Genomic DNA, 17,575 nt, shown 5'->3' with positions numbered 1-17,575 from the left:
ATGCCCGCATGAAAAACGTCATCAGACTAGGCGACGTCACGACCCACGGCGGCAAGGTAATCAGCGCCAGCGCATCGCACTTCAAAGTCCACGGCATTCCAGTGGCCTGCGTGGGCGACACGTGCAGCTGTCCCATCCCTGGCCACTCAGGCTGCACGATCACCAGCGGTTCTCCGCACCACACAATCAGCGGCAAGCACATTGCATTCGATGGCGACAGTCTCAGTTGTGGAGCGAAGCTGATCTCAAGCTTTCAGCATTTCAGCACGAAGATATAGCGCAGGTCGCGTACGACGTTAGCGTCTGACGGACACGCCAAACGCCAGGCTCAGCCCCGGCGTCTGGCGATTCACCCCATGCACCACCATCGCGTCGATCTGGCAATCCCTGTTCACGAGCCACGACAAGCCCGTGTCGACGATCGCCTGCGTCCCGTGCCCGATCTGCGGCGCGGCCACTTCCGCGAAGCCGTGCAGCCGCTCGCTGAACGCCTTCCCGACCGACGCAGCGAACACGCCGTACGTAACATCGCTGTCGCGCACCACGCCCGGCATCACGCCCAGCGACCAGTCGTGCCCGAGATCCCACTCCACCGGTAGCTCGACCGCGGGCCGGAACCCGCTGCCGCGCAGCGCCGCACTGCCCGTGGGCAGCGCCACCTCGGCGATCATCCCGACGGATGGCCGCATGCCGTCCTGGTCGGCGACATGCCATTTCACGCCGGCGGACAGGTCGGCCCAGCCGGCACTGACCGTGTGCGCGCCGGACGCGGGGTCGTCCGCATGCTCGATCGTACGCCCGTCCGTCTCCACGCGCAGTTCGAGCGCGTCGGCCACGCCGATGCGCAGCAGGGTCGGCGTCGTGAGCGTGCGCACGTGCGCCTCCAGGTCGCGCTGGCGGTCCCATTGGACGCCCGTCTCGAGCTGGACGCGGTGGCTGCCCACCACCTGGCTCGAGTTGGCCACGTTGGGACGGTCGGGGTTGATGGTGTCGTCGTCCGCACGGGCGGCCGGGACGGACAGGACGCCTGCCAGCAGGCAGGCCAGGGAAGCGGGGCGGATCGAAGTTTGCATACCGACAGTATGCCAAGGCCGGGCCGGCGTGGCCCAACCTGTCTACATCGTAATCATTGCAGCGCCAGGCGCGCGGCCCCGACCGGCGGCTGCGGGGCGCGCGGCGCGGCGGCGGGCGGCGCGGCGAGCACGAAACTGGCCACGAGCCGCTGCAGCTGCTCCGCCTGGTCCTGCATCGCGCTCGCCGCGGCCGTCGCTTCTTCCACCAGCGCCGCGTTCTGCTGCGTGGCGTCGTCGATCGCGCCGATGGCGCGGTTGACCTGGCCGATGCCTTGCTCCTGCTCGCCGCTGGCGATGCTGATCTCGCCCATGATCGCGGTCACGCGGCCCACGCTGTCGACGACGTCGCGCATCGTGGCGCCCGCTTCCGCGACGAGGCGCGTGCCGGCATCGACCCGGGCCACGGAATCGTCGATGAGACCCTTGATCTCGTGCGCCGCCGCATTGGCGCGCTGGGCCAGGGTGCGCACCTCGCCCGCGACGACGGCAAATCCCCGTCCCTGCTCGCCCGCGCGGGCCGCTTCCACCGCCGCATTCAGCGCGAGGATGTTGGTCTGGAACGCGATCCCTTCGATGACGCCGATGATGTCGACGATGCGGCGCGCGGACGTGTCGATCGCACCCATCGTGTCGACCACCTGGCCCACGACGGCGCCGCCGCGCTGGGCGATGCCGGATGCCGATTGCGCGAGGCCGTCCGCCTGGCGAGCGTGCTCGGCGTTCTGGCGCACGGTCGCCGTCAGCTGTTCGATCGACGTCACCGTCTGTTCCAGCGCCCCGGCCTGCGCTTCCGTGCGGCGCGACAGGTCGGCGTTGCCGCCCGCGATCTGCGCCGTGCTGGTCGCGATGGCCTCGGTGCCGCCGCGTACGTCGCCGACGATGCGGCGCAGGCTGGCCTGCATCGCGCCCAGCGCGCGGTTCAGGCGCCCCGTCTCGCTGCGGTCGCCGTCGCCGCACGCGAGGTCGGTGTCGAGGCGGCCGGCCGCGATGCGGTCGGCGAGGTCGATCGCGGCGTCGAGCGGACGGCTGATCGAGCGTACGAGCAGCACGCCCGCCACGAACGTCGTCAGCGCGGCCAGCAGCGCCATCGTGATCACTTGCACGCGCGCGCGGCGCACCGTCGCGTCGCCGGCGGCGCGGGTGTCGTCCGACGCGGCTTCGATATGTCCGGACAGCGCCTCCATGCTTTTTTCGAGTACGTGGAAGCGGTCCATGAACGCCGGATACGCGGCGCGCGCGGCGGCGGGATCGGACACCTTCAGGATATCGTCGACGCCGCGCAGGTAAGCGTCGACGTCCGGCTTGACCTTGTCGATGGCCGCACGGATCGCGGGATCCTTTACCTGCCTGTCGAGGTTCGCCATCATCTCGCGGAACAGCGCCTTGTGTTCGGCGGCTTCGCGCCGGGCGGCGTCGCGCGCGGCCGTGTCGGCATCGCCCGCCAGCAGCGCGGCCAGCACGTCGGCCCGGAGGGCGTCGTGCGCCTGGTCGGCCTGCATCTGGTGGCGGATGGCGCTGCCGTTGCCGGTGATGGCGTCCATGGCGCCGTCGAGCTGGCCGACGGCCAGTTCGCCGATGCCGCCGACCATGACGACGAAGGCGATGGCGGTGACGTTCCAGGCCAGCATGCGCTGGCGGATGGTGAAGCGGTTCAGCATGGGCATTCCTTCCGTTATCGGCGCACCGACAGGCCCAGGCCGATGCCCAGGTCCGCCGTGCGGCGGTTCAGGCCGCGGCTCAGCGCGGCGTCCAGTTGAATGTCGTTCGTGAGCAGCCATGTCACGCCGGTGTCGAAGACGGCCTGCGTGCCGCCGCGGTTGGCGCGCGCGATGCGCGGCGCGGCCAGTTCGACGAAGCCGTGCACGCGTTCCGTGATGTCGCGGCCGACCGTGGCGGCCAGGATGCCGTAGCCGCGGCGGGCGCCGCGCTCGTCGTTGTCGGTGCCGACGCCGGGCATGATGCCGATCCCGACGCCATTGGCCAGCTCCCACTCGGCGGCCACACGCAGCGACGGACGCACGCCGGAACCCCGCAGGGCCTTGCTGCCGCTGGGCAGGTCCGCATGCAGCAGCCAGCCGAGCGACGGTGCGGCGCCGTCCTGGTCGGCCGTATGCCATTTGATGCCGACGGACGTGTCGGCGTAGCCGGCCATCGTCGCGCCGCCCGCGTGTGCGACGGTGCGGCCGTCCGTCTCGAAGCGCAGCTCCGTCGTCTCACCCAGGCCGATGCGCAGCAGGGTCGGCGTCGTGAGCGTGCGCGCGGTCACGCCGCCGGCGCGGTCGCGCTCCCACTGCAGGCTCGTTTCCAGCTGCAGGCGGCCTTTGCCGACAACCTGGCTGGATTCGACGAAGTCGGGACGGTCGGTGGAAATCGTGTCGTCATCGCCGGCCGATGCGGCCAGCGGCAGGCCGCAGGCGGCGGCCAACAAAAGGAAAGAAAAGCGAGCCATGTGGATATGTGGAACAGTCGATGTGCCAAGTATCCGCAAGCTGGCTCGTCAATACCAGACAGATTGTGAATTTCTCGATAGAACCATTTTTCGTTTGATAACTTATGTCGGGGCGGCACCACAAAGCTTGTCGGAGCAGCATGCCGAACGCCCTGTATCAACCCTGCATGGAAATGCGATGGCCGGGGCGCAACGACATGGCGATGAGCGCCAGTACGAGGCAGAGCGCGGCCATCGACCACCACGCGGGTGCGAGATTCGAGAGGTGCTCGCGCAGCAGTCCGGCGGCGAGCGGCAGGATCGCCGCCAGCAGGTAGCCGCCGCCCTGGACGAAACCCACGATCGCACCGGCATCCTCCGGGTTATCGCCGTGGTCCATCGCGACGATGAGCGACAGGGGGAACAGCGCACCGATACCGAGCCCGGCCAGCAGGGCCGCCGGCCATGCGAGAGCGGCCGGGGCGAGGGAAAAACCGAGCATCCCCGCGAGGAGCGCGCCGATCGCCAGGAGCAGCACCACACGCCGGTCGGGCGTCCGGCCAACCACGGCGGACACGGCGATCCCTGCCGCCACTTCCGCGCATGTCAGGGCGCCGAGCAACGCCCCCGCCGCTTCCGGCGACCAGCCGAGCTGCGTGTAAAACGGCGGCAGCCACGCCAATACCAGGGTATAGGCGCCGGTGCCCAGGCCGAAAAAACCCAGCAGGAGCCAGCCGCGCCTCGTGCGATGGACCGGGCGCCGTGCCGCGTGCACCGGCAGCTCATCGGGTTGCGACGTGGCCAGGCACCAGGCCGCCAGTCCCACCAGGGCGGGGAACACCCATACGCCCAGGGCCGCGGTCCAGGTCATGCCTTGCGCCAGCCATGGACTGGCCGCGCTGGAGATCATCGCCCCGCCCATGATCGCCGTCGAATAGATACCCATCACCGTTGCCGTGTGCCCTCCCGCGCGGTGCCGGATCGCCATCGGCATCAACGCCTGGACCATCGCGATGCCGATGCCGCCCGCGATCGCCGTCGCGAGCAATGCGGTGGGGCCGCTCCACGCCGAGCGTCCCAGGCAGGTCAGTACGATGAGCAGCACGCCGGACGCGATGCCCCGGCGCGCGCCGAGTGCGGCTTGCAGGCGGGAGGCGCCCAGCATGCACACGCCCATCAATGCGACCGGCAGCGTGGTCAGCAGGCTGGCCCCGGTATCGCTCAGTCCCGTCTCGCGCTGGATCACGTCGAGCAGGGGCCCGATCGTCGCCATCGTGGGACGGAGGTTGATTCCAACGAGCACGACCGCTGCTGGAAAGGCATATGCGCCGAGTGATTTTGACATGTCGAGTTCCTGGAACCGTTCGACGCTTGGCTGCGCGACGGCCATTCCATATAATTTGATGTGAAGATATTTTATCTCTACATCAAGATACTTGCAAACATGGATAGAGCACAAAAAGCAGCGACTCAATGGGCGCGCGAACGCCCGGACCTCGACGTCGGGCCCATGATCCTGTTGGGGCGCCTTGGCGAGGCGGGCGTGGTGATCATGCGCGACCACCTCAATCCGCTATTCGCGCGCTTCGGCCTGCAGCCTGGCGAATTCGACGTGCTGGCAACGCTGCGGCGCAGCGGCGCGCCCTATGCGTTGACGCCGACCGACCTCTACGAAGCCGCCATGATCTCCTCTGGAAGCATGACGAATCGCATCGATCGGCTGGAAAAGGCCGGGCTCGTGCAACGCCAGCCCAACCCAAGGGATGGCCGGGGCACCCTGGTGGCGCTCTCCGCCACGGGACTCGCCCTCATCGACGAGGCCGTCGTCGCGCATGTCGCCAACCAGCAGGCCGTCGTCAGCGGGTTGACGGAGAAGGAGCAGGCGCAGCTTTCAGCCCTCCTTGCCAAGCTCCTCGCCTCGACCAGCGGCACGGCGCCAGGCTGATCACGTCGCGGTTTCGGCGTGTAACGACGCCAGCACGGCGGGCCGCGCGCCGATCCGCCGCACATAGGCCTGCAGCGCGGGCCAGTGGCCGAGATCGATGGAAAAGAATCTGCACCAGCCCAGCACGGTGAAGAGGTAGGCGTCGGCGACGCTGAAAGACGCGCCCGCCAGATAGTCCTGGCGGCCCAGCACGTCTTGCAAGAAATCGAATCGCTTGAACAGCCTGGCGCGGAAGCAGGCCAGCGCCTCTTCGGGAAGTGCCGCATTGAACAACGGGGCCGAACCGGCATGGATCTCCGTGGCGACGAAGTTCAGCCACTCCTGGAGCCGCACCCGCTCCCAGGTGCCGGCGCGCGGCGCCAGTCCGCTTTCCGGGTCGAGGTCGGCCAGGTACTGGACGATGGCCGGACCTTCGGTCAACACCTGGCCGTCGTCCAGTTCGAGCGCGGCCACATAGCCCTTCGGATTGACGGTGCGGAAATCGCGGCCGTCCGCGGTGAGCCTGGTCCGGTTGTCGACCTTGACGAGATCGAACGGCAGGCCGAGTTCGCGCAATACGATATGGGGAGACAGCGAACAGGTATGGGGGGCGTAGTACAGCTTCATGGAACTCCTCGGAACGTTGGACACGGTCGAGCAGTATCCTCGTGGCCCATTAGCCCGTAAAATTAATGTCTGATTTTCCACGTATTAGCTGAGCTACTGATTCCCATGATGAACCTCTTGCATTGGCGCCTGCTGGTCGCCGTCGCCGATGCCGGCAACATGTCGCGCGGCGCCGAGCGCGTGGGCATTACGCAGTCCGGTGCCAGCCAGGCCATCGCGCAGCTGGAAGCGTCGCTGGGATTCAAGGTGTTCACGCGCGAGCGGCGGCACATCGGGATCACGGCGCTGGGCGAGCAGGTCGTGGAGCAGGCCCGTGCGATGGTGGAACGTCTCGACGCGATTCGCGCGCTGGCCGATGACAGCCGGGGCCTCAATGGGGGCCGTATCCGCCTGGCCAGTTTTCCATCGGTGATCTCGACGCTGCTGCCTGGCCTGCTGCGGGATTTCCAGCGCCGCCATCCCGGCATTGCACTGGTGGCACTGGAAGGCACGGACGAGGAGGTGGAAGCGTGGCTGGACGCCGGCACGGTGGAATTGGGGGTGGTGTTGAATCCCGCCCCGGGCCGCGCGGCAGCGATACTTGGGCGCGACGCGTGGGTGGCGGTGCTGCCTTCCAGTCATCCCCTGGGCCGCCGCGCCAGCGGGAACGGCGTCACGCTCGGAGAAATGGCCGCGCAGCCGTTCATCCTCGCCACGGGCGGCTGCGCCGTGCATGGCCAGCGTCTCGTGGAACACGCGGGCCTGCGCCTGCCGGACATCCGCGTGACGGTGCGCGACTGGGCCAGCGCCTGCGTGCTGGTGCGCGAAGGCATGGGCGTCGCCCTCGTGCCCGAATCGACGTTGCCTGAAGACCGGCGCGGGCTGCGCGTCATGCAGCTGACGCCGCCTGTACACCGCGAATTCGGCCTGGTCTGCTCCGAGGCCGCGAAGACGTCCCGCCCGGTGCAGGCTTTCCTCACAGGACTTCTGCCCGCGCAATAAAAAAGCCGCGCGGCCCGGACGGGCGGCGCGGCTGTTCGGGACTCGCGTAACGCTTACTGGTTCTGCAGGAACGTCTTGAGCTTGTCCGAGCGCGACGGCTGGCGCAGCTTGCTCATCGCCTTCGCTTCGATCTGGCGGATACGCTCGCGGGTCACGTCGAACTGCTTGCCCACTTCTTCCAGCGTGTGGTCGTTCGACATCTCGACGCCGTAGCGCATGCGCAGCACCTTCGCTTCGCGCGGGGTCAGCGAGTCCAGCACTTCCTTGATCACGTTGCGCATCGACGCGTGCATCGCGGCATCCAGCGGGGCCAGGGTCGCGTTGTCCTCGATGAAGTCACCCAGTTGCGAATCGCCGTCCTCGCCCATCGGGGTTTCCATCGAGATCGGTTCCTTCGCGATCTTCATGATCTCGCGGACCTTCGATTCCGGCATTTCCATCTTCGTCGCCAAGGTCGCCATGTCGGGCTCGGTGCCCGTTTCCTGCATGATCTGGCGCGAGATGCGGTTCATCTTGTTGATCGTCTCGATCATGTGCACCGGCACGCGGATCGTGCGGGCCATGTCGGCGATCGAACGCGTGATCGCCTGGCGGATCCACCACGTCGCGTACGTCGAGAATTTATAGCCGCGACGGTACTCGAACTTGTCGACCGCCTTCAGCAGGCCGATGTTGCCTTCCTGGATCAGGTCGAGGAACTGCAGACCGCGGTTGATGTACTTCTTCGCGATCGAGATCACGAGACGCAGGTTGGCCACGGTCATTTCGCGCTTCGCGGTGCGGGCGCGCTTTTCGCCGGCCGCCATCTGGCGGTTGATGGTGCGCAGGTCCGCCAGCGGCAGCGCCACGCGCGCCTGCAGGTCGATCATGCGCTGCTGCAGTTCCAGGATCGCCGGGGCGTTGCGTTTCAACACGGCGCTGTACGGATACGCGCAGTCGACTTCGCGCTGCACCCATTCCAGGTCGGTCTCGTTGCCCGGGAAGACCTTGATGAAGTGGGCGCGCGGCATGCCGCAGCGGTTCACGCAGATGTCCAGCACGGCGCGTTCGATCGAGCGCACCTCGTCCATCTGGTGGCGCAGCGTGTCGCACAGCTTTTCCACGACTTTCGCCGTGAAGCGGATGCCCAGCAGTTCCGACGAGATCACTTCCTGCGCGGCCGTGTAGGCCGGCGAGCCGTAGCCCTGCGTCTTGAACGCGTGACCCATCTTGTCGAACTGCTTCTCGATGAGGGAGAACTTGTCCAGCGCGCCCTTCTTCAGCGCGGCCAGCTGTTCGGCCGAGTAGCCCGCCGCGGCGCTGCCGCCGGCACCGCCCTCGTCTTCCTCTTCCTCGACGTCGTCGTCTTCCTCGTCCTCGTCCTCGTCGCTCGCGCTGGTCACCGGCGCGGTGGCGGAGGCGCCTTCGTTGTGGTCGATCAGGCCGTCCACGACGTCATCGATCTTCAGCTCGTCCTTGGCGATCTTGTGCGACAGCGCGATGATCTCGGAAATCGTCACCGGGCACGCGGAGATCGCCTGCACCATGTCCTTCAGGCCATCCTCGATGCGCTTGGCGATCGCGATCTCGCCTTCGCGCGTCAGCAGCGACACGGCGCCCATCTCGCGCATGTACATGCGGACCGGGTCGGTCGTGCGGCCGAAGTCGGAGTCGACGGTCGACAACGCGGTCGCGGCGGCCGCTTCCACTTCGTCTTCGGAGGTCGGCGTGACGACGGCGTCCGACAGCAGCATCATTTCCGCTTCCGGCGCGCGCTCGTAGACCGCGATGCCCATGTCGTTGAACGTCGCGATGATGCCTTCGATCGCTTCCGGATCGATGATGTTTTCCGGCAGCTGGTCGTTGATCTCCGCGTGCGTCAGGTAGCCGCGCTCCTTGCCCATGTTGATCAGGTTCTTCAGCTGCTGGCGGCGCTTTTCCAGTTCCTCGGCCGAAAATCCTTCCGCGGCGCCGAACAGGTTGGCGCTGCCCTTGGCCTTGCGCTCACGCAGTTTCGACGCAGCCTTCAGCTCGGCGCGCTCGACGGCGTTCAGCGCCGCGATCTCGTCGTTCTCCGGCACGAATTCGCTCGGCTTGCGGCCGCGGCGGCCCGGCACCTTCACTTGCGGCAGCAGGTAGCCGGACGTGTCGATCGCGGCCAGCGCGGCGGCGTCCGTCGTCGTGCTGACGGTGCCGGTCGGCTGCGCGGACGTCGTCGACGCGGCGGACGGCTCGATGCGGCGCGCCGTGCGGGTGCGCACGACGCGGGCGGCCGGCTCGGCGCCGGGGGCGGCAACGGCCGGCGCCTGCGGCGCGGCGGCGACCGGTTCAGGAACGGCTGCGGCGGCCGGCGCGGCGTCGGCTTTCAGCGCGGCCAGGCGCGAGACGCGCTTCTTGACGATCACCGGCGGCGCGGCGGGCGCGGTCGGCGTCGGGATCACGTCGTCCGTCTCATCGAAGGCCACGGCGGCGACGGGCGCGACGACGGGCTCGGCAGCCTCTGCGACCGGCTCGGCAACGTCGTCCGCTGCCTGCACGTCGGCAGCGACGGCCTCGGCCTGCGCTTCGTCCGCGGCGTCGTCGTCGTACTCTTCCGGCTGCAGACGCGACGCTTCCTCGGCCTGCACTGCCTTCAGCGACGCGAGGCGCGAACGCGTCTTCACCACCGTCACCTTGGCTGCCGCTTCCGTTTCGAGGAAATACGAGGTCGCGGTCTTCGGCACCGACAGCTGGGCCGTGCTCTTGGCCGGCGCTTTCTTCGCTGTCAGTGTCAGGGTCTTGGCGGTGTTTTTCATAGTCTTTCTCCAGTCGAGGCGTGGCGCGGTGCCTGCGAAGTCAATAACCCACCTGGTCCGCTTGGCGGTCCTTGTGGGCGGGGATGAGGGAAGGCCCTAGAAGGATGAACTTAACTAAGGGCGGAAAGCCCGATATCAAGCACTCCTGCCGCTGCCCGGCGGGCGCCCCGGGCAGCCGGGATGGGCTGCGGCGCGCGTGCACAGTGGGTTCAAGCGGAACGGAACGTGGTCGAAATCGCGGGTTAGCATGTCGGAACGAAAAAAAGCCCGTCAGACAACGGGCTTGAATCTATTTTCCAGAGGAGAAATAGAGGAGACGGAGGCATTATGCCTTAAGGAAATGTTTAGCGATAATTGAAATATCCGATATGGGATATCACTCAGACGCATATTTCCTTTTCCTCTTCCTGACCCTGGCTGCGTCGGCGCAAACCGTGCGCAAGGAAAGGGGCGGATCATACACGATTTCTTGCCCGCGCGCCGCTGTACATGCATGAAATCACCGTCATCTACTCAATAAAACGATCCTTTACATGGCTGAGCGGCACGCGCGCGGCGCGGCCATGCTATCCTTCCGCTTCCCGTTCTTACCATGAAGTCAATGAATACGATGAGTCCTGTCGCCGAGCTCCCCGAGGCCACCGAAAACGCCACCCCCGCCACGCCCGACGCGCCTGCGAATGACGCGCCGGCTGCGGCCCCGGAAGCCGCCCAGTCGCCCCGCGCCCTGCTCAAGCAGCTGCAACAACAGTTCAAGGCCTTCCGCGACTGCCTGCCGCTGGCGATCGGCATCGACAAGCAGGTGCTGGCGCGCCTGCCCGGCCTGAACCGCAAGACGATGCGCGCCGCGCTGGGCATCCACACGGGCTCGATGCGCTACCTGCGCGCGATGGAAAAAGCCACCGTGCGCTACGACCTGGACGGCAATCCGGGCGCCGAGGTGACGGACACGCACCGCCAGCACGCCAAGGAAATGCTGCAGGAACGCTTCAAGAAGGAAGCCGAGCGCAAGAAGGCCGAGCGCGATGCCGCCGCCCAGGTGGAAGCCGACCGCAAGCGCCAGGAAAAGCTGCAGCAGCTGGCCTCCAAGTTCGCGAAACGCTGATCCGGCAGCACGGATGAGCGAGGCCGAGGACGCCCTCCCCCCTTACGAAGGCATCACCCTGGCCGACGTGCGTCTCGTACGCACGCGCCAGGATGCGGACGGCGCGCTGTCCGCGCTGCTGGCGTCCGACGTCATCGGCTTCGACACCGAATCCAAGCCCACGTTCCAGAAGGGCGAGCAATCGACGGGACCGCATCTCGTCCAGCTCGCCACCGACCAGCACGCCTATCTGTTCCAGATCGGCACGCTCAAGCCGCGCGCGCCGGACGCTCCCGCCGATACGCCGCCTGGCGTCGACGTGCTGCGCGCCGTGCTGGAATCGCCTGCCATCCTGAAAGTCGGCTTCGGCCTCGGCGACGACCTGCGCCGCCTGCGCGCCAAACTGGGCATCGAGACGTGCAACGTGCTCGACCTGTCCACGGCCCTGCGCCGCGGCGAGCGCAATGCGCTGGGCGCGAAGACGGCCGTCGCGCGCTTCTTCGGCAAGCGCCTGCAGAAATCGCGCAAGATCACGACGACCAACTGGGCCCTGCCGCGCCTGTCCGACAAGCAGATCCTGTACGCGGCCGACGACGCCCACGTCGCCCTGCGCATCTACCGCCACTGGCGCGCGAATCCGCCGCCCCCGCTGCCGCCAAAGCCGGTCGCCGGCGGGCCGCGGCGGGCCGCGCAACCCAAGCCGCGCACCTGAGCATGCGCCGGCTCGTCGTGTTGCTGCTCCTGCTGGCCGGCTGCTCGCGCCACGAGGGTCCGGTCGACGGCGCGACCGTCTTCAAGCCGTGCGCGTCCTGCCACCAGATCGGTCCGAACGCGCACGGCGGCTTCGGGCCGCAGCTGAACGGCCTGTTCGGCCGCCGCGCCGGCAGCACGCCCGATTTCAAATATTCCGATGCGATGAAGGCAGCGGGCATCGTGTGGAACGAACACACGCTGGCCGCCTACCTGCGCGATCCGGACAAGATGGTACCCGGCACGAAGATGCGCTTCTGGGGCATCCACGACGAGCAAGAGATGGCCGCGCTGCTGGCTTATCTGCGCACGTTCCAGGACGCGCATTGAAGGGTACGCTTTAACTTAGCGTTTTCAAAAGATTGCGTGAAGTTCAAGTCGACGCGGTATCATGCCGCTAGTACTTTCTCGTCGACCACAGGAACGTCATGTATTTGCGCCCCGCCTTGCTGTTGCTGGCAACCCTGCACATGGCTCCGACACTGGCCCGGCAAGCCGTGCCGGACACGCTGGAACGCCGCGTGGCCGCATGCACGTCGTGCCACGGCAGTGCGTCCGCCCCGGCGCCGCAGCCGGCGTCGGGTCCGAACTACTACCCGCGCATCGCCGGCAAGCCGGCCGGCTACCTGTACAACCAGTTGCAGAACTTCCGCGCCGGCCGCCGCCAGTACCCGTTGATGACCTACATGGTCGAGCACATGTCCGACGATTACCTGCGCGAGATCGCGACATGGTTCTCGACGCAGCACGTGCCCGCGCCCGTGCTGGCGCGCGCCAGCCTGCCGGCGGGCCAGCTCGAGCGGGGGCACGAACTCGTCACGCGCGGCGACGCCACGCTCAAGGTGCCGGCCTGCGTCGCATGCCACGGCCAGCGCCTGACGGGCGCCCTGCCCGCCATCCCGGGCCTGCTGGGCCTGCCGCGCGACTACATCAACGCCCAGTTCGGCGCCTGGCGGAACGGCACCCGCCGCGCCCACGCGCCCGATTGCATGGCGACGATCGCCGGGCGCCTGTCGCTGGCGGACGTGGCCGCCATCTCGGGCTGGCTCGCGAGCGAACCGGTGCCGGACGATGCCACGCCCGCGCCCGACGTGAATCACCCGATGCCGCTCGCGTGCGGCAGCGAACCGGAGCGGCGGCCATGAAGCGCATCGTCATCCTGGTCCTCGTCGTGGCGGCGCTGGCCGCCGTGTTCGTCGCGTGGCCGCGCGCCGAATTCATCCCGTCGCGCGCGCAGGCGGCGTGGGCGGCCACACCCGCCAACATCGCCCGCGGCGCCTATCTCGCCCGCGCGGGCGACTGCATGGCGTGCCACACCGCGCGCGGCGGCACGCCGTATGCGGGCGGACGCGCGCTGGCCACGCCGTTCGGCACCGTCTACGCGCCGAACATCACGCCGGACGCGCAGACGGGCATCGGCGCCTGGACCGCGGACGATTTCTGGAATGCCCTGCACAACGGCATCGGGAAAGGCGGCCGCTTGCTGTACCCGGCCTTCCCGTACACGAACACGACGAAGGTCACGCGCGACGACGCCGACGCCCTGTACGCCTGGCTGCGCAGCCTCGCGCCCGTGAACCAGCAAAATCGCCCCCACGCATTACGCTTCCCGTACGACCGGCAGATCGTGCTGGCCGGCTGGCGCCTGCTGTATTTCAAGCCGGGCGTGTACGCGCCGCAGCCTGCGCAAGGCGCGGAGTGGAACCGGGGCGCCTATCTCGTCGAGGGCCTGGGCCATTGCGGCGCCTGCCACAGCCCGCGCAATGGCCTCGGCGCGACGGGCTCCCGGCTGTCCGGCGGCCACATCACTATCGTCGGCTGGTACGCGCCCGCGCTGGACGCCGACAACGAGGCGGGTCTCGGCAACTGGGACCAGGCGCACATCGTGCAGCTGCTGCGGACGGGCGTCGCGCCGCGCGGCGCCGTGTTCGGGCCGATGGCGGAAGTCGTGGGACAAAGCCTGCAATACCTGACCGATGCGGATGCGGGGGCGATGGCGACGTATCTGAAATCGCTGCCGGCCGATCCGTCGCCGCGGCGGCCAATCACGCCACCGCCCGAGGACATCATGAAGGCGGGCAGGAAGCTGTACGAACACCACTGCGCCGACTGCCACGGCAGCGACGGCCGCGGCACGAGCGTCGCCGGTCATCCCGCGTATCCGCCGCTGGCCGGCAATGGCGCGTTGACGATGATCGATCCGGTGAACGCCATCCGCATCGTGCTGAACGGCGGCTTCCCGCCCACGACCGCGGGGAATCCGCGGCCGTTCGGCATGCCGCCGTACAGTCCCCTGCTGGACGACGCGGAGGTGGCGGCTGTCGTGACCTATGTGAGGAATAGCTGGGGCAATGCGGCACCGGACGTCACGCCGCCGGAAGTCAACCGGTGGCGGGCGGTGCCGCTGGACTGAGCCGCGGCCGCGTGAGAATTCACGCATTTTGCATCGGCATCGGTCGTGTAACCTTGCGGGGATATTGCCCGAGGAGTCAGACCGTTTGAAACCCAGCCTTGAAATCGTGCATCACCACGGCGCGGAACACAAAACGCCACGCCGCTGTCCCAACTGCCAGGCCAACGCCCGGGATCGATTTTGTTCCCTGTGCGGCGAGACACTCACCGTCCACTCGCCGTCGGCGGGGGAGTTCATCCATGAGTTCATCGGTCATTACGTGGCGCTGGAAGGCAGATTATGGCGTACGCTGCGCCTGCTGATGTCCAGGCCGGGGCAATTGACGGTGGATTTCCTGCGCGGACGGCGCGTGCCCTATATCGACCCTTTGCGCCTGTATCTGACGCTGAGCCTGGTGATGTTCGGGCTGATCAAACTGTATGGCGTCGACCTTCCCCGAGTCACGTTCGACGACCGGTCGTTCGGCGCCACCTACAGCCACGCGATGCCCGGCCTGGCGAGAGACGACGGTACATTCCCTGTCGCCGCGCTGTCCATCAAAGGCAAGTCGGACAGTGGGACGCACACGGTGGGGCAAGCGCTCATGACTCTCGGCAGTGTCGACCCGACATGGGCAAAGAACGCCCAGCGCTTCATGGCTGCCGCGCCGGAAGAACAGGCCGACATCGTCAACCACGGTTTCCTGGCCAACCTGCCTTACATGCTGATCGGCGCGCTTCCGCTGTTTGCCGGTTATCTCAAGCTGATCTGGTGGCGCTCGCGCCGCCGCTACGGCGACCATCTCGTCTTCGCCCTGCACACCACGGCGTTCGCATTCGTGCTCGCAAGCGTGATGATCGTCATACCGGGCAATCTGGGCTGGCTGATCGCCTGCGCGGCCCAAGGGAACTTCGCCCTCGTGTCGGTCTGGGATATTGTGCAGCTACTGCCCGTCGCGTGGATCGTGGCCTATGTGCCCGCCGCGATGCATACTGTCTACGGCGGCGGCAGATTGGCCGCCGTTGGGCGATCCCTCGTGCTGATGACGGTGCATGTCACGGTGATTTGCAGCCTCGTCGTCGGGGCCGAGATCATTGCGATCCTCCGGCACGGATAACCCCCATCACAAGGAGAACGATATGCCGAACTATCGCGTCTGGTACCGCAACAACGAGGAACCGCTGGAATTCACCACGCCCGGCCGCATCAGCGAAGCGGAGATGCTCGACCAGGTCCTCGCGCACGAAGGCATCGAGCCCACGGGCCCGACGACCGTGCAGGCGCTCATCGCCAGCCACGGGCTGGCGCCCGTGCGCTACACGGAAGACGAAAGCGAGATGAACGTCATCGGCTAGCCGTGGACACGTGGCCGACCGCATAGACCAGCGTCGCGGCGTCGGCCACCGGCTCGCTGTCCCACAGGCGGAAGCGCACCAGCGTCCACGTCCCCGGCTCGTAGCCGACGACCGCCGCGAGCGCGCGGCCGCCGTCGGCCGTCTCTGCCCTGCGCAACGCTTCCAGGTCGGTGCCGGGCGGAATCGTCCGCCGCTCGACGGACGCGAAGCGCGCGTGCTCGAAGCCCGGCGCACATCGGGCCTGCCACACGAGCCACGTCGCCACCGACGGCCGGCCGAACGCCTGCGCCACACCCGCGAATCCGGGGCCGTTGAGGAACGCGTGCATCCCGTCGACTGTGTTCCAGACGTAGAACGGCGCGTACGCATTGTCCTGCGCCGGCCCCGTCTTGCGCGCGCTGAGATAGGCCTTGAACAGCAGCCCCGGGAAGCCGTCCATCAGGTGGCCCTTGTCCGCGATGCGCCGGTCGATGATCGCCATGTCGTAATCGGCGGGCAGCGGAAAGCGGTACTGCATGGCGATCATGTTTTCTGCTCCGCCAGCGGCGCCGCGATGCCGTTGCTGAACGACCAGTCGGCGTAGTCCGTCGTCTGGACGATGACCATCAGGTCTTCCGGCCGCAGTCCGGGCGATACGGCCAGCAGGTCGGCGAGGCGCTGGTAGAACGCCTGCTTGGTCTCGGCGTCGCGCGGCTTGCCGCCGGTGACGCAGACGAGGACGAAATCGTCGCTGCGCGGGCCGCCGAGGTAATCGCGGTCGAAGATCAGTTCCTCGGGGTCGTGCTGGTGGATGGCCTGGAAGCGGTCCGCGACGGGGATGCGGAAGGCGTCGACGAGCGCCTGGTGCACGGCGTCGGATACGGCGCGCAGGTAGTCGCGCGGTTTGCCGCGGCGCAGGGAGATGCGGGCGAAGGGCATGGCGGTCTCCTCAACGCATGTCGCCGAGCAGGCGCGCGGCGGTGGCGGCCGCGGGCCAGCCGGCATAGAAGGCCAGGTGCGTCACGACTTCGTCCAGCTCCTGCCGGGTGACGCCGTTGTCGAGCGCGGTCTGCAGGTGGAACGGCAGCTGGCCGTCGCGGCACAGCGCGATCAGGCAGGCGACCGTCACCAGGCTGCGGTCCCGCTTATTCAGCGCTTTCCGCTCCCACACTTCGCCGAACAGCACGCGGTCCGAGAGATCGGCCAGCGCGGGAACGGCACCGAGGGCCCGCCGGCCCATGCCTGTCAAAGTCGTCATCGTTTGCTCCTTTTTTGGTTGACCAGGCCATGATAGAAGCGCACGATAATTTCGAAAATCGAATATATTTGAAGTGACACTTCACCAAAACGGGACGATCATGGGCCGCACGAATTTCGACATGGACGCGCTGCGCAGCTTTTGCGAAGGTGCGGATCTCGGGAGCTTCGCGAAGGCGGCCGACCGGCTCGGACGGTCGACGTCGGCCATCAGCATGCAGATGAAGAAGCTGGAAGGACAGGCCGGCACGGACCTGCTGCGCAAATCCGGGCGCGGCCTGGAACTCACGGCGGCCGGTGAAACACTGCTCGGTTATGCGCGCCGCATTCTCGACCTGAACGACGAGGCGCGCACGGCGCTGGCCGGTCTGGAGCTCGAAGGCACAGTCAGGCTGGGCCTGCAGGAAGATTTCGGCGAACGCCTGCTGTCGAATGTCCTCGGCCGCTTCATGCGCAGCCATCCGGACTTGCAGATCGAAGCCGTCATCGCCCGCAACAGCGAACTCATCGCGCAACTGCAGGCCGGGAAAATCGAGCTCGCGCTCGCGTGGCACACGGGCGTGGACCTGCCGTACGTGGATTTGCTGGGCGACTATCCCATGCGCTGGATCGGGTCGGCGACACAAGACCCTGCCCGCGAACCGGTGCGCCTCGTCGCGCTGCAGGCGCCCTGCCTGATGCGCAAGGCGGCGACCGACGCGCTCGACCGGGCCGGCATCCCCTGGCGCATCGTCTACACGAGCGCCAGCCTGGCAGGCATCTGGGCGGCGGTCGCGGCGGGGCTCGGCGTGACCGTGCGGACCAGCCTGGGATTGCCGGGCGACGTGCACGTGCTCGATGGCTTGCCGCAGTTGCCGGCCATCCGGCTCGCGCTGTACAGCGGCGCGGCGACGCCCTCCATGGCCTGCAAACGCATGGCCGCGCTCATCAAGGAACACATCGTGGGCTGAC

General features: G+C 67.6%; 20 protein-coding genes. 11 read left to right on the top strand and 9 right to left on the bottom strand.

Annotated elements, in window-relative coordinates; all coding sequences use genetic code 11:
- Positions 1-8: 8 nt before the first annotated feature.
- On the top strand, positions 9-278 hold the full coding sequence (locus QPK29_RS14665; RefSeq protein WP_160408537.1) for a PAAR domain-containing protein: 270 nt from the start codon (positions 9-11) through the stop codon (positions 276-278).
- Between the two features lie 18 nt (positions 279-296).
- Here QPK29_RS14665 and QPK29_RS14660 read toward each other — a convergent pair whose 3' ends face one another.
- From QPK29_RS14660 to QPK29_RS14645, 4 genes are all read right to left on the bottom strand, one after another.
- Positions 297-1,073: a transporter gene (locus QPK29_RS14660; protein ID WP_371769955.1), complete on the bottom strand. Its 777-nt coding sequence runs from the start codon at positions 1,071-1,073 to the stop codon at positions 297-299.
- Between the two features lie 53 nt (positions 1,074-1,126).
- Positions 1,127-2,731: a methyl-accepting chemotaxis protein gene (locus QPK29_RS14655; RefSeq protein WP_371769956.1), complete on the bottom strand. Its 1,605-nt coding sequence runs from the start codon at positions 2,729-2,731 to the stop codon at positions 1,127-1,129.
- Between the two features lie 14 nt (positions 2,732-2,745).
- Positions 2,746-3,522, bottom strand: a complete 777-nt coding sequence (locus QPK29_RS14650; RefSeq protein WP_371769957.1) for a transporter — start codon at positions 3,520-3,522, stop codon at positions 2,746-2,748.
- Between the two features lie 157 nt (positions 3,523-3,679).
- Positions 3,680-4,846, bottom strand: a complete 1,167-nt coding sequence (locus QPK29_RS14645) for an MFS transporter (protein WP_371769958.1) — start codon at positions 4,844-4,846, stop codon at positions 3,680-3,682.
- A gap of 99 nt (positions 4,847-4,945) precedes the next feature.
- Between QPK29_RS14645 and QPK29_RS14640 the strand changes: the two genes are divergently transcribed.
- Positions 4,946-5,446: a MarR family winged helix-turn-helix transcriptional regulator gene (locus QPK29_RS14640; protein ID WP_371769959.1), complete on the top strand. Its 501-nt coding sequence runs from the start codon at positions 4,946-4,948 to the stop codon at positions 5,444-5,446.
- Here QPK29_RS14640 and gstA read toward each other — a convergent pair whose 3' ends face one another.
- A complete protein-coding gene (gstA, locus tag QPK29_RS14635) occupies positions 5,447-6,052 on the bottom strand; it encodes a glutathione transferase GstA (RefSeq protein WP_371769960.1) in 606 nt (201 codons plus the stop codon).
- A 105-nt stretch (positions 6,053-6,157) separates the two neighbouring features.
- On the opposite strand from gstA, the gene QPK29_RS14630 reads away from it, so the two are divergent.
- Positions 6,158-7,033, top strand: a complete 876-nt coding sequence (locus tag QPK29_RS14630) for a LysR family transcriptional regulator (protein ID WP_371769961.1) — start codon at positions 6,158-6,160, stop codon at positions 7,031-7,033.
- A gap of 53 nt (positions 7,034-7,086) precedes the next feature.
- Here the strand turns inward: QPK29_RS14630 and rpoD are convergent, their stop codons facing one another.
- Positions 7,087-9,807 carry an RNA polymerase sigma factor RpoD gene (rpoD, locus tag QPK29_RS14625; RefSeq protein WP_371769962.1) on the bottom strand — a complete coding sequence of 907 codons (2,721 nt, stop codon included), beginning with the start codon at positions 9,805-9,807 and terminating at the stop codon, positions 7,087-7,089.
- A 601-nt stretch (positions 9,808-10,408) separates the two neighbouring features.
- Between rpoD and QPK29_RS14620 the strand changes: the two genes are divergently transcribed.
- The 7 genes from QPK29_RS14620 to QPK29_RS14590 all read left to right on the top strand — a co-directional run bounded on the left by QPK29_RS14620 (position 10,409) and on the right by QPK29_RS14590 (position 15,388).
- Complete coding sequence (locus QPK29_RS14620) at positions 10,409-10,912, top strand: ProQ/FINO family protein (protein ID WP_056127639.1); 504 nt, start codon at positions 10,409-10,411, stop codon at positions 10,910-10,912.
- Positions 10,913-10,925: 13 nt separating this feature from the next.
- Positions 10,926-11,603 (top strand): 3'-5' exonuclease, encoded by a 678-nt coding sequence (locus QPK29_RS14615; RefSeq protein WP_056127636.1) that lies wholly within the window; start codon positions 10,926-10,928, stop codon positions 11,601-11,603.
- Positions 11,604-11,605: 2 nt separating this feature from the next.
- Positions 11,606-11,971: a c-type cytochrome gene (locus QPK29_RS14610; RefSeq protein ID WP_371769963.1), complete on the top strand. Its 366-nt coding sequence runs from the start codon at positions 11,606-11,608 to the stop codon at positions 11,969-11,971.
- Positions 11,972-12,069: 98 nt separating this feature from the next.
- On the top strand, positions 12,070-12,786 hold the full coding sequence (locus QPK29_RS14605; protein ID WP_056127631.1) for a c-type cytochrome: 717 nt from the start codon (positions 12,070-12,072) through the stop codon (positions 12,784-12,786).
- Positions 12,783-14,054: a c-type cytochrome gene (locus tag QPK29_RS14600; protein ID WP_371769964.1), complete on the top strand. Its 1,272-nt coding sequence runs from the start codon at positions 12,783-12,785 to the stop codon at positions 14,052-14,054. Before QPK29_RS14605 ends, QPK29_RS14600 begins: the two co-directional genes overlap by 4 nt.
- Positions 14,055-14,139: 85 nt before the next feature.
- Complete coding sequence (locus tag QPK29_RS14595) at positions 14,140-15,150, top strand: DUF3667 domain-containing protein (protein WP_371769965.1); 1,011 nt, start codon at positions 14,140-14,142, stop codon at positions 15,148-15,150.
- Positions 15,151-15,172: 22 nt separating this feature from the next.
- A complete protein-coding gene (locus QPK29_RS14590; protein WP_371769966.1) occupies positions 15,173-15,388 on the top strand; it encodes a hypothetical protein in 216 nt (71 codons plus the stop codon).
- On the opposite strand, the gene QPK29_RS14585 is transcribed toward QPK29_RS14590, so the two are convergent.
- Genes QPK29_RS14585 through QPK29_RS14575 form a run of 3 tightly spaced genes read right to left on the bottom strand, consistent with a single transcriptional unit; the run spans position 15,378 to position 16,625 of the window.
- Entirely contained in the window at positions 15,378-15,914 is a 537-nt protein-coding gene (locus QPK29_RS14585; protein ID WP_371769967.1) for a DUF4865 family protein, read from the bottom strand. The two genes, QPK29_RS14590 and QPK29_RS14585, sit on opposite strands and share 11 nt — an antisense overlap.
- Positions 15,911-16,306 (bottom strand): tautomerase family protein, encoded by a 396-nt coding sequence (locus QPK29_RS14580; protein ID WP_371769968.1) that lies wholly within the window; start codon positions 16,304-16,306, stop codon positions 15,911-15,913. Before QPK29_RS14580 ends, QPK29_RS14585 begins: the two co-directional genes overlap by 4 nt.
- 10 nt (positions 16,307-16,316) lie before the next feature.
- The gene (locus QPK29_RS14575; RefSeq protein ID WP_371769969.1) at positions 16,317-16,625 is read right to left on the bottom strand and encodes a carboxymuconolactone decarboxylase family protein; all 309 of its coding nucleotides are present in this window, start codon (positions 16,623-16,625) and stop codon (positions 16,317-16,319) included.
- Between the two features lie 100 nt (positions 16,626-16,725).
- Between QPK29_RS14575 and QPK29_RS14570 the strand changes: the two genes are divergently transcribed.
- The gene (locus QPK29_RS14570) at positions 16,726-17,574 is read left to right on the top strand and encodes a LysR substrate-binding domain-containing protein (protein WP_371769970.1); all 849 of its coding nucleotides are present in this window, start codon (positions 16,726-16,728) and stop codon (positions 17,572-17,574) included.
- Position 17,575: the final 1 nt, after the last annotated feature.

Origin of the sequence: Massilia orientalis (genome assembly GCF_030411975.2) — a bacterium.
GTDB classification, from domain to species: Bacteria; Pseudomonadota; Gammaproteobacteria; order Burkholderiales; family Burkholderiaceae_D; genus Telluria; species Telluria orientalis.
Note: the sequence above shows the minus strand (reverse complement) of the source record. Positions and strands in the feature narration are given on the sequence as shown.

Excerpts from the sequence above, each read along its gene's own strand:
- QPK29_RS14590 (WP_371769966.1), top strand. The coding sequence starts at position 15,173 with ATGCCGAACTATCGCGTCTGGTACCGCAACAACGAGGAACCGCTGGAA.
- QPK29_RS14660 (WP_371769955.1), bottom strand. The coding sequence starts at position 1,073 with ATGCAAACTTCGATCCGCCCCGCTTCCCTGGCCTGCCTGCTGGCAGGC.
- QPK29_RS14655 (WP_371769956.1), bottom strand. The coding sequence starts at position 2,731 with ATGCTGAACCGCTTCACCATCCGCCAGCGCATGCTGGCCTGGAACGTC.
- QPK29_RS14575 (WP_371769969.1), bottom strand. The coding sequence starts at position 16,625 with ATGACGACTTTGACAGGCATGGGCCGGCGGGCCCTCGGTGCCGTTCCC.
- QPK29_RS14620 (WP_056127639.1), top strand. The coding sequence starts at position 10,409 with ATGAATACGATGAGTCCTGTCGCCGAGCTCCCCGAGGCCACCGAAAAC.
- QPK29_RS14585 (WP_371769967.1), bottom strand. The coding sequence starts at position 15,914 with ATGATCGCCATGCAGTACCGCTTTCCGCTGCCCGCCGATTACGACATG.
- QPK29_RS14615 (WP_056127636.1), top strand. The coding sequence starts at position 10,926 with ATGAGCGAGGCCGAGGACGCCCTCCCCCCTTACGAAGGCATCACCCTG.
- QPK29_RS14610 (WP_371769963.1), top strand. The coding sequence starts at position 11,606 with ATGCGCCGGCTCGTCGTGTTGCTGCTCCTGCTGGCCGGCTGCTCGCGC.
- gstA (WP_371769960.1), bottom strand. The coding sequence starts at position 6,052 with ATGAAGCTGTACTACGCCCCCCATACCTGTTCGCTGTCTCCCCATATC.
- QPK29_RS14650 (WP_371769957.1), bottom strand. The coding sequence starts at position 3,522 with ATGGCTCGCTTTTCTTTCCTTTTGTTGGCCGCCGCCTGCGGCCTGCCG.
- QPK29_RS14605 (WP_056127631.1), top strand. The coding sequence starts at position 12,070 with ATGTATTTGCGCCCCGCCTTGCTGTTGCTGGCAACCCTGCACATGGCT.
- QPK29_RS14570 (WP_371769970.1), top strand. The coding sequence starts at position 16,726 with ATGGGCCGCACGAATTTCGACATGGACGCGCTGCGCAGCTTTTGCGAA.
- QPK29_RS14600 (WP_371769964.1), top strand. The coding sequence starts at position 12,783 with ATGAAGCGCATCGTCATCCTGGTCCTCGTCGTGGCGGCGCTGGCCGCC.
- QPK29_RS14645 (WP_371769958.1), bottom strand. The coding sequence starts at position 4,846 with ATGTCAAAATCACTCGGCGCATATGCCTTTCCAGCAGCGGTCGTGCTC.
- QPK29_RS14640 (WP_371769959.1), top strand. The coding sequence starts at position 4,946 with ATGGATAGAGCACAAAAAGCAGCGACTCAATGGGCGCGCGAACGCCCG.
- rpoD (WP_371769962.1), bottom strand. The coding sequence starts at position 9,807 with ATGAAAAACACCGCCAAGACCCTGACACTGACAGCGAAGAAAGCGCCG.
- QPK29_RS14580 (WP_371769968.1), bottom strand. The coding sequence starts at position 16,306 with ATGCCCTTCGCCCGCATCTCCCTGCGCCGCGGCAAACCGCGCGACTAC.
- QPK29_RS14630 (WP_371769961.1), top strand. The coding sequence starts at position 6,158 with ATGATGAACCTCTTGCATTGGCGCCTGCTGGTCGCCGTCGCCGATGCC.
- QPK29_RS14665 (WP_160408537.1), top strand. The coding sequence starts at position 9 with ATGAAAAACGTCATCAGACTAGGCGACGTCACGACCCACGGCGGCAAG.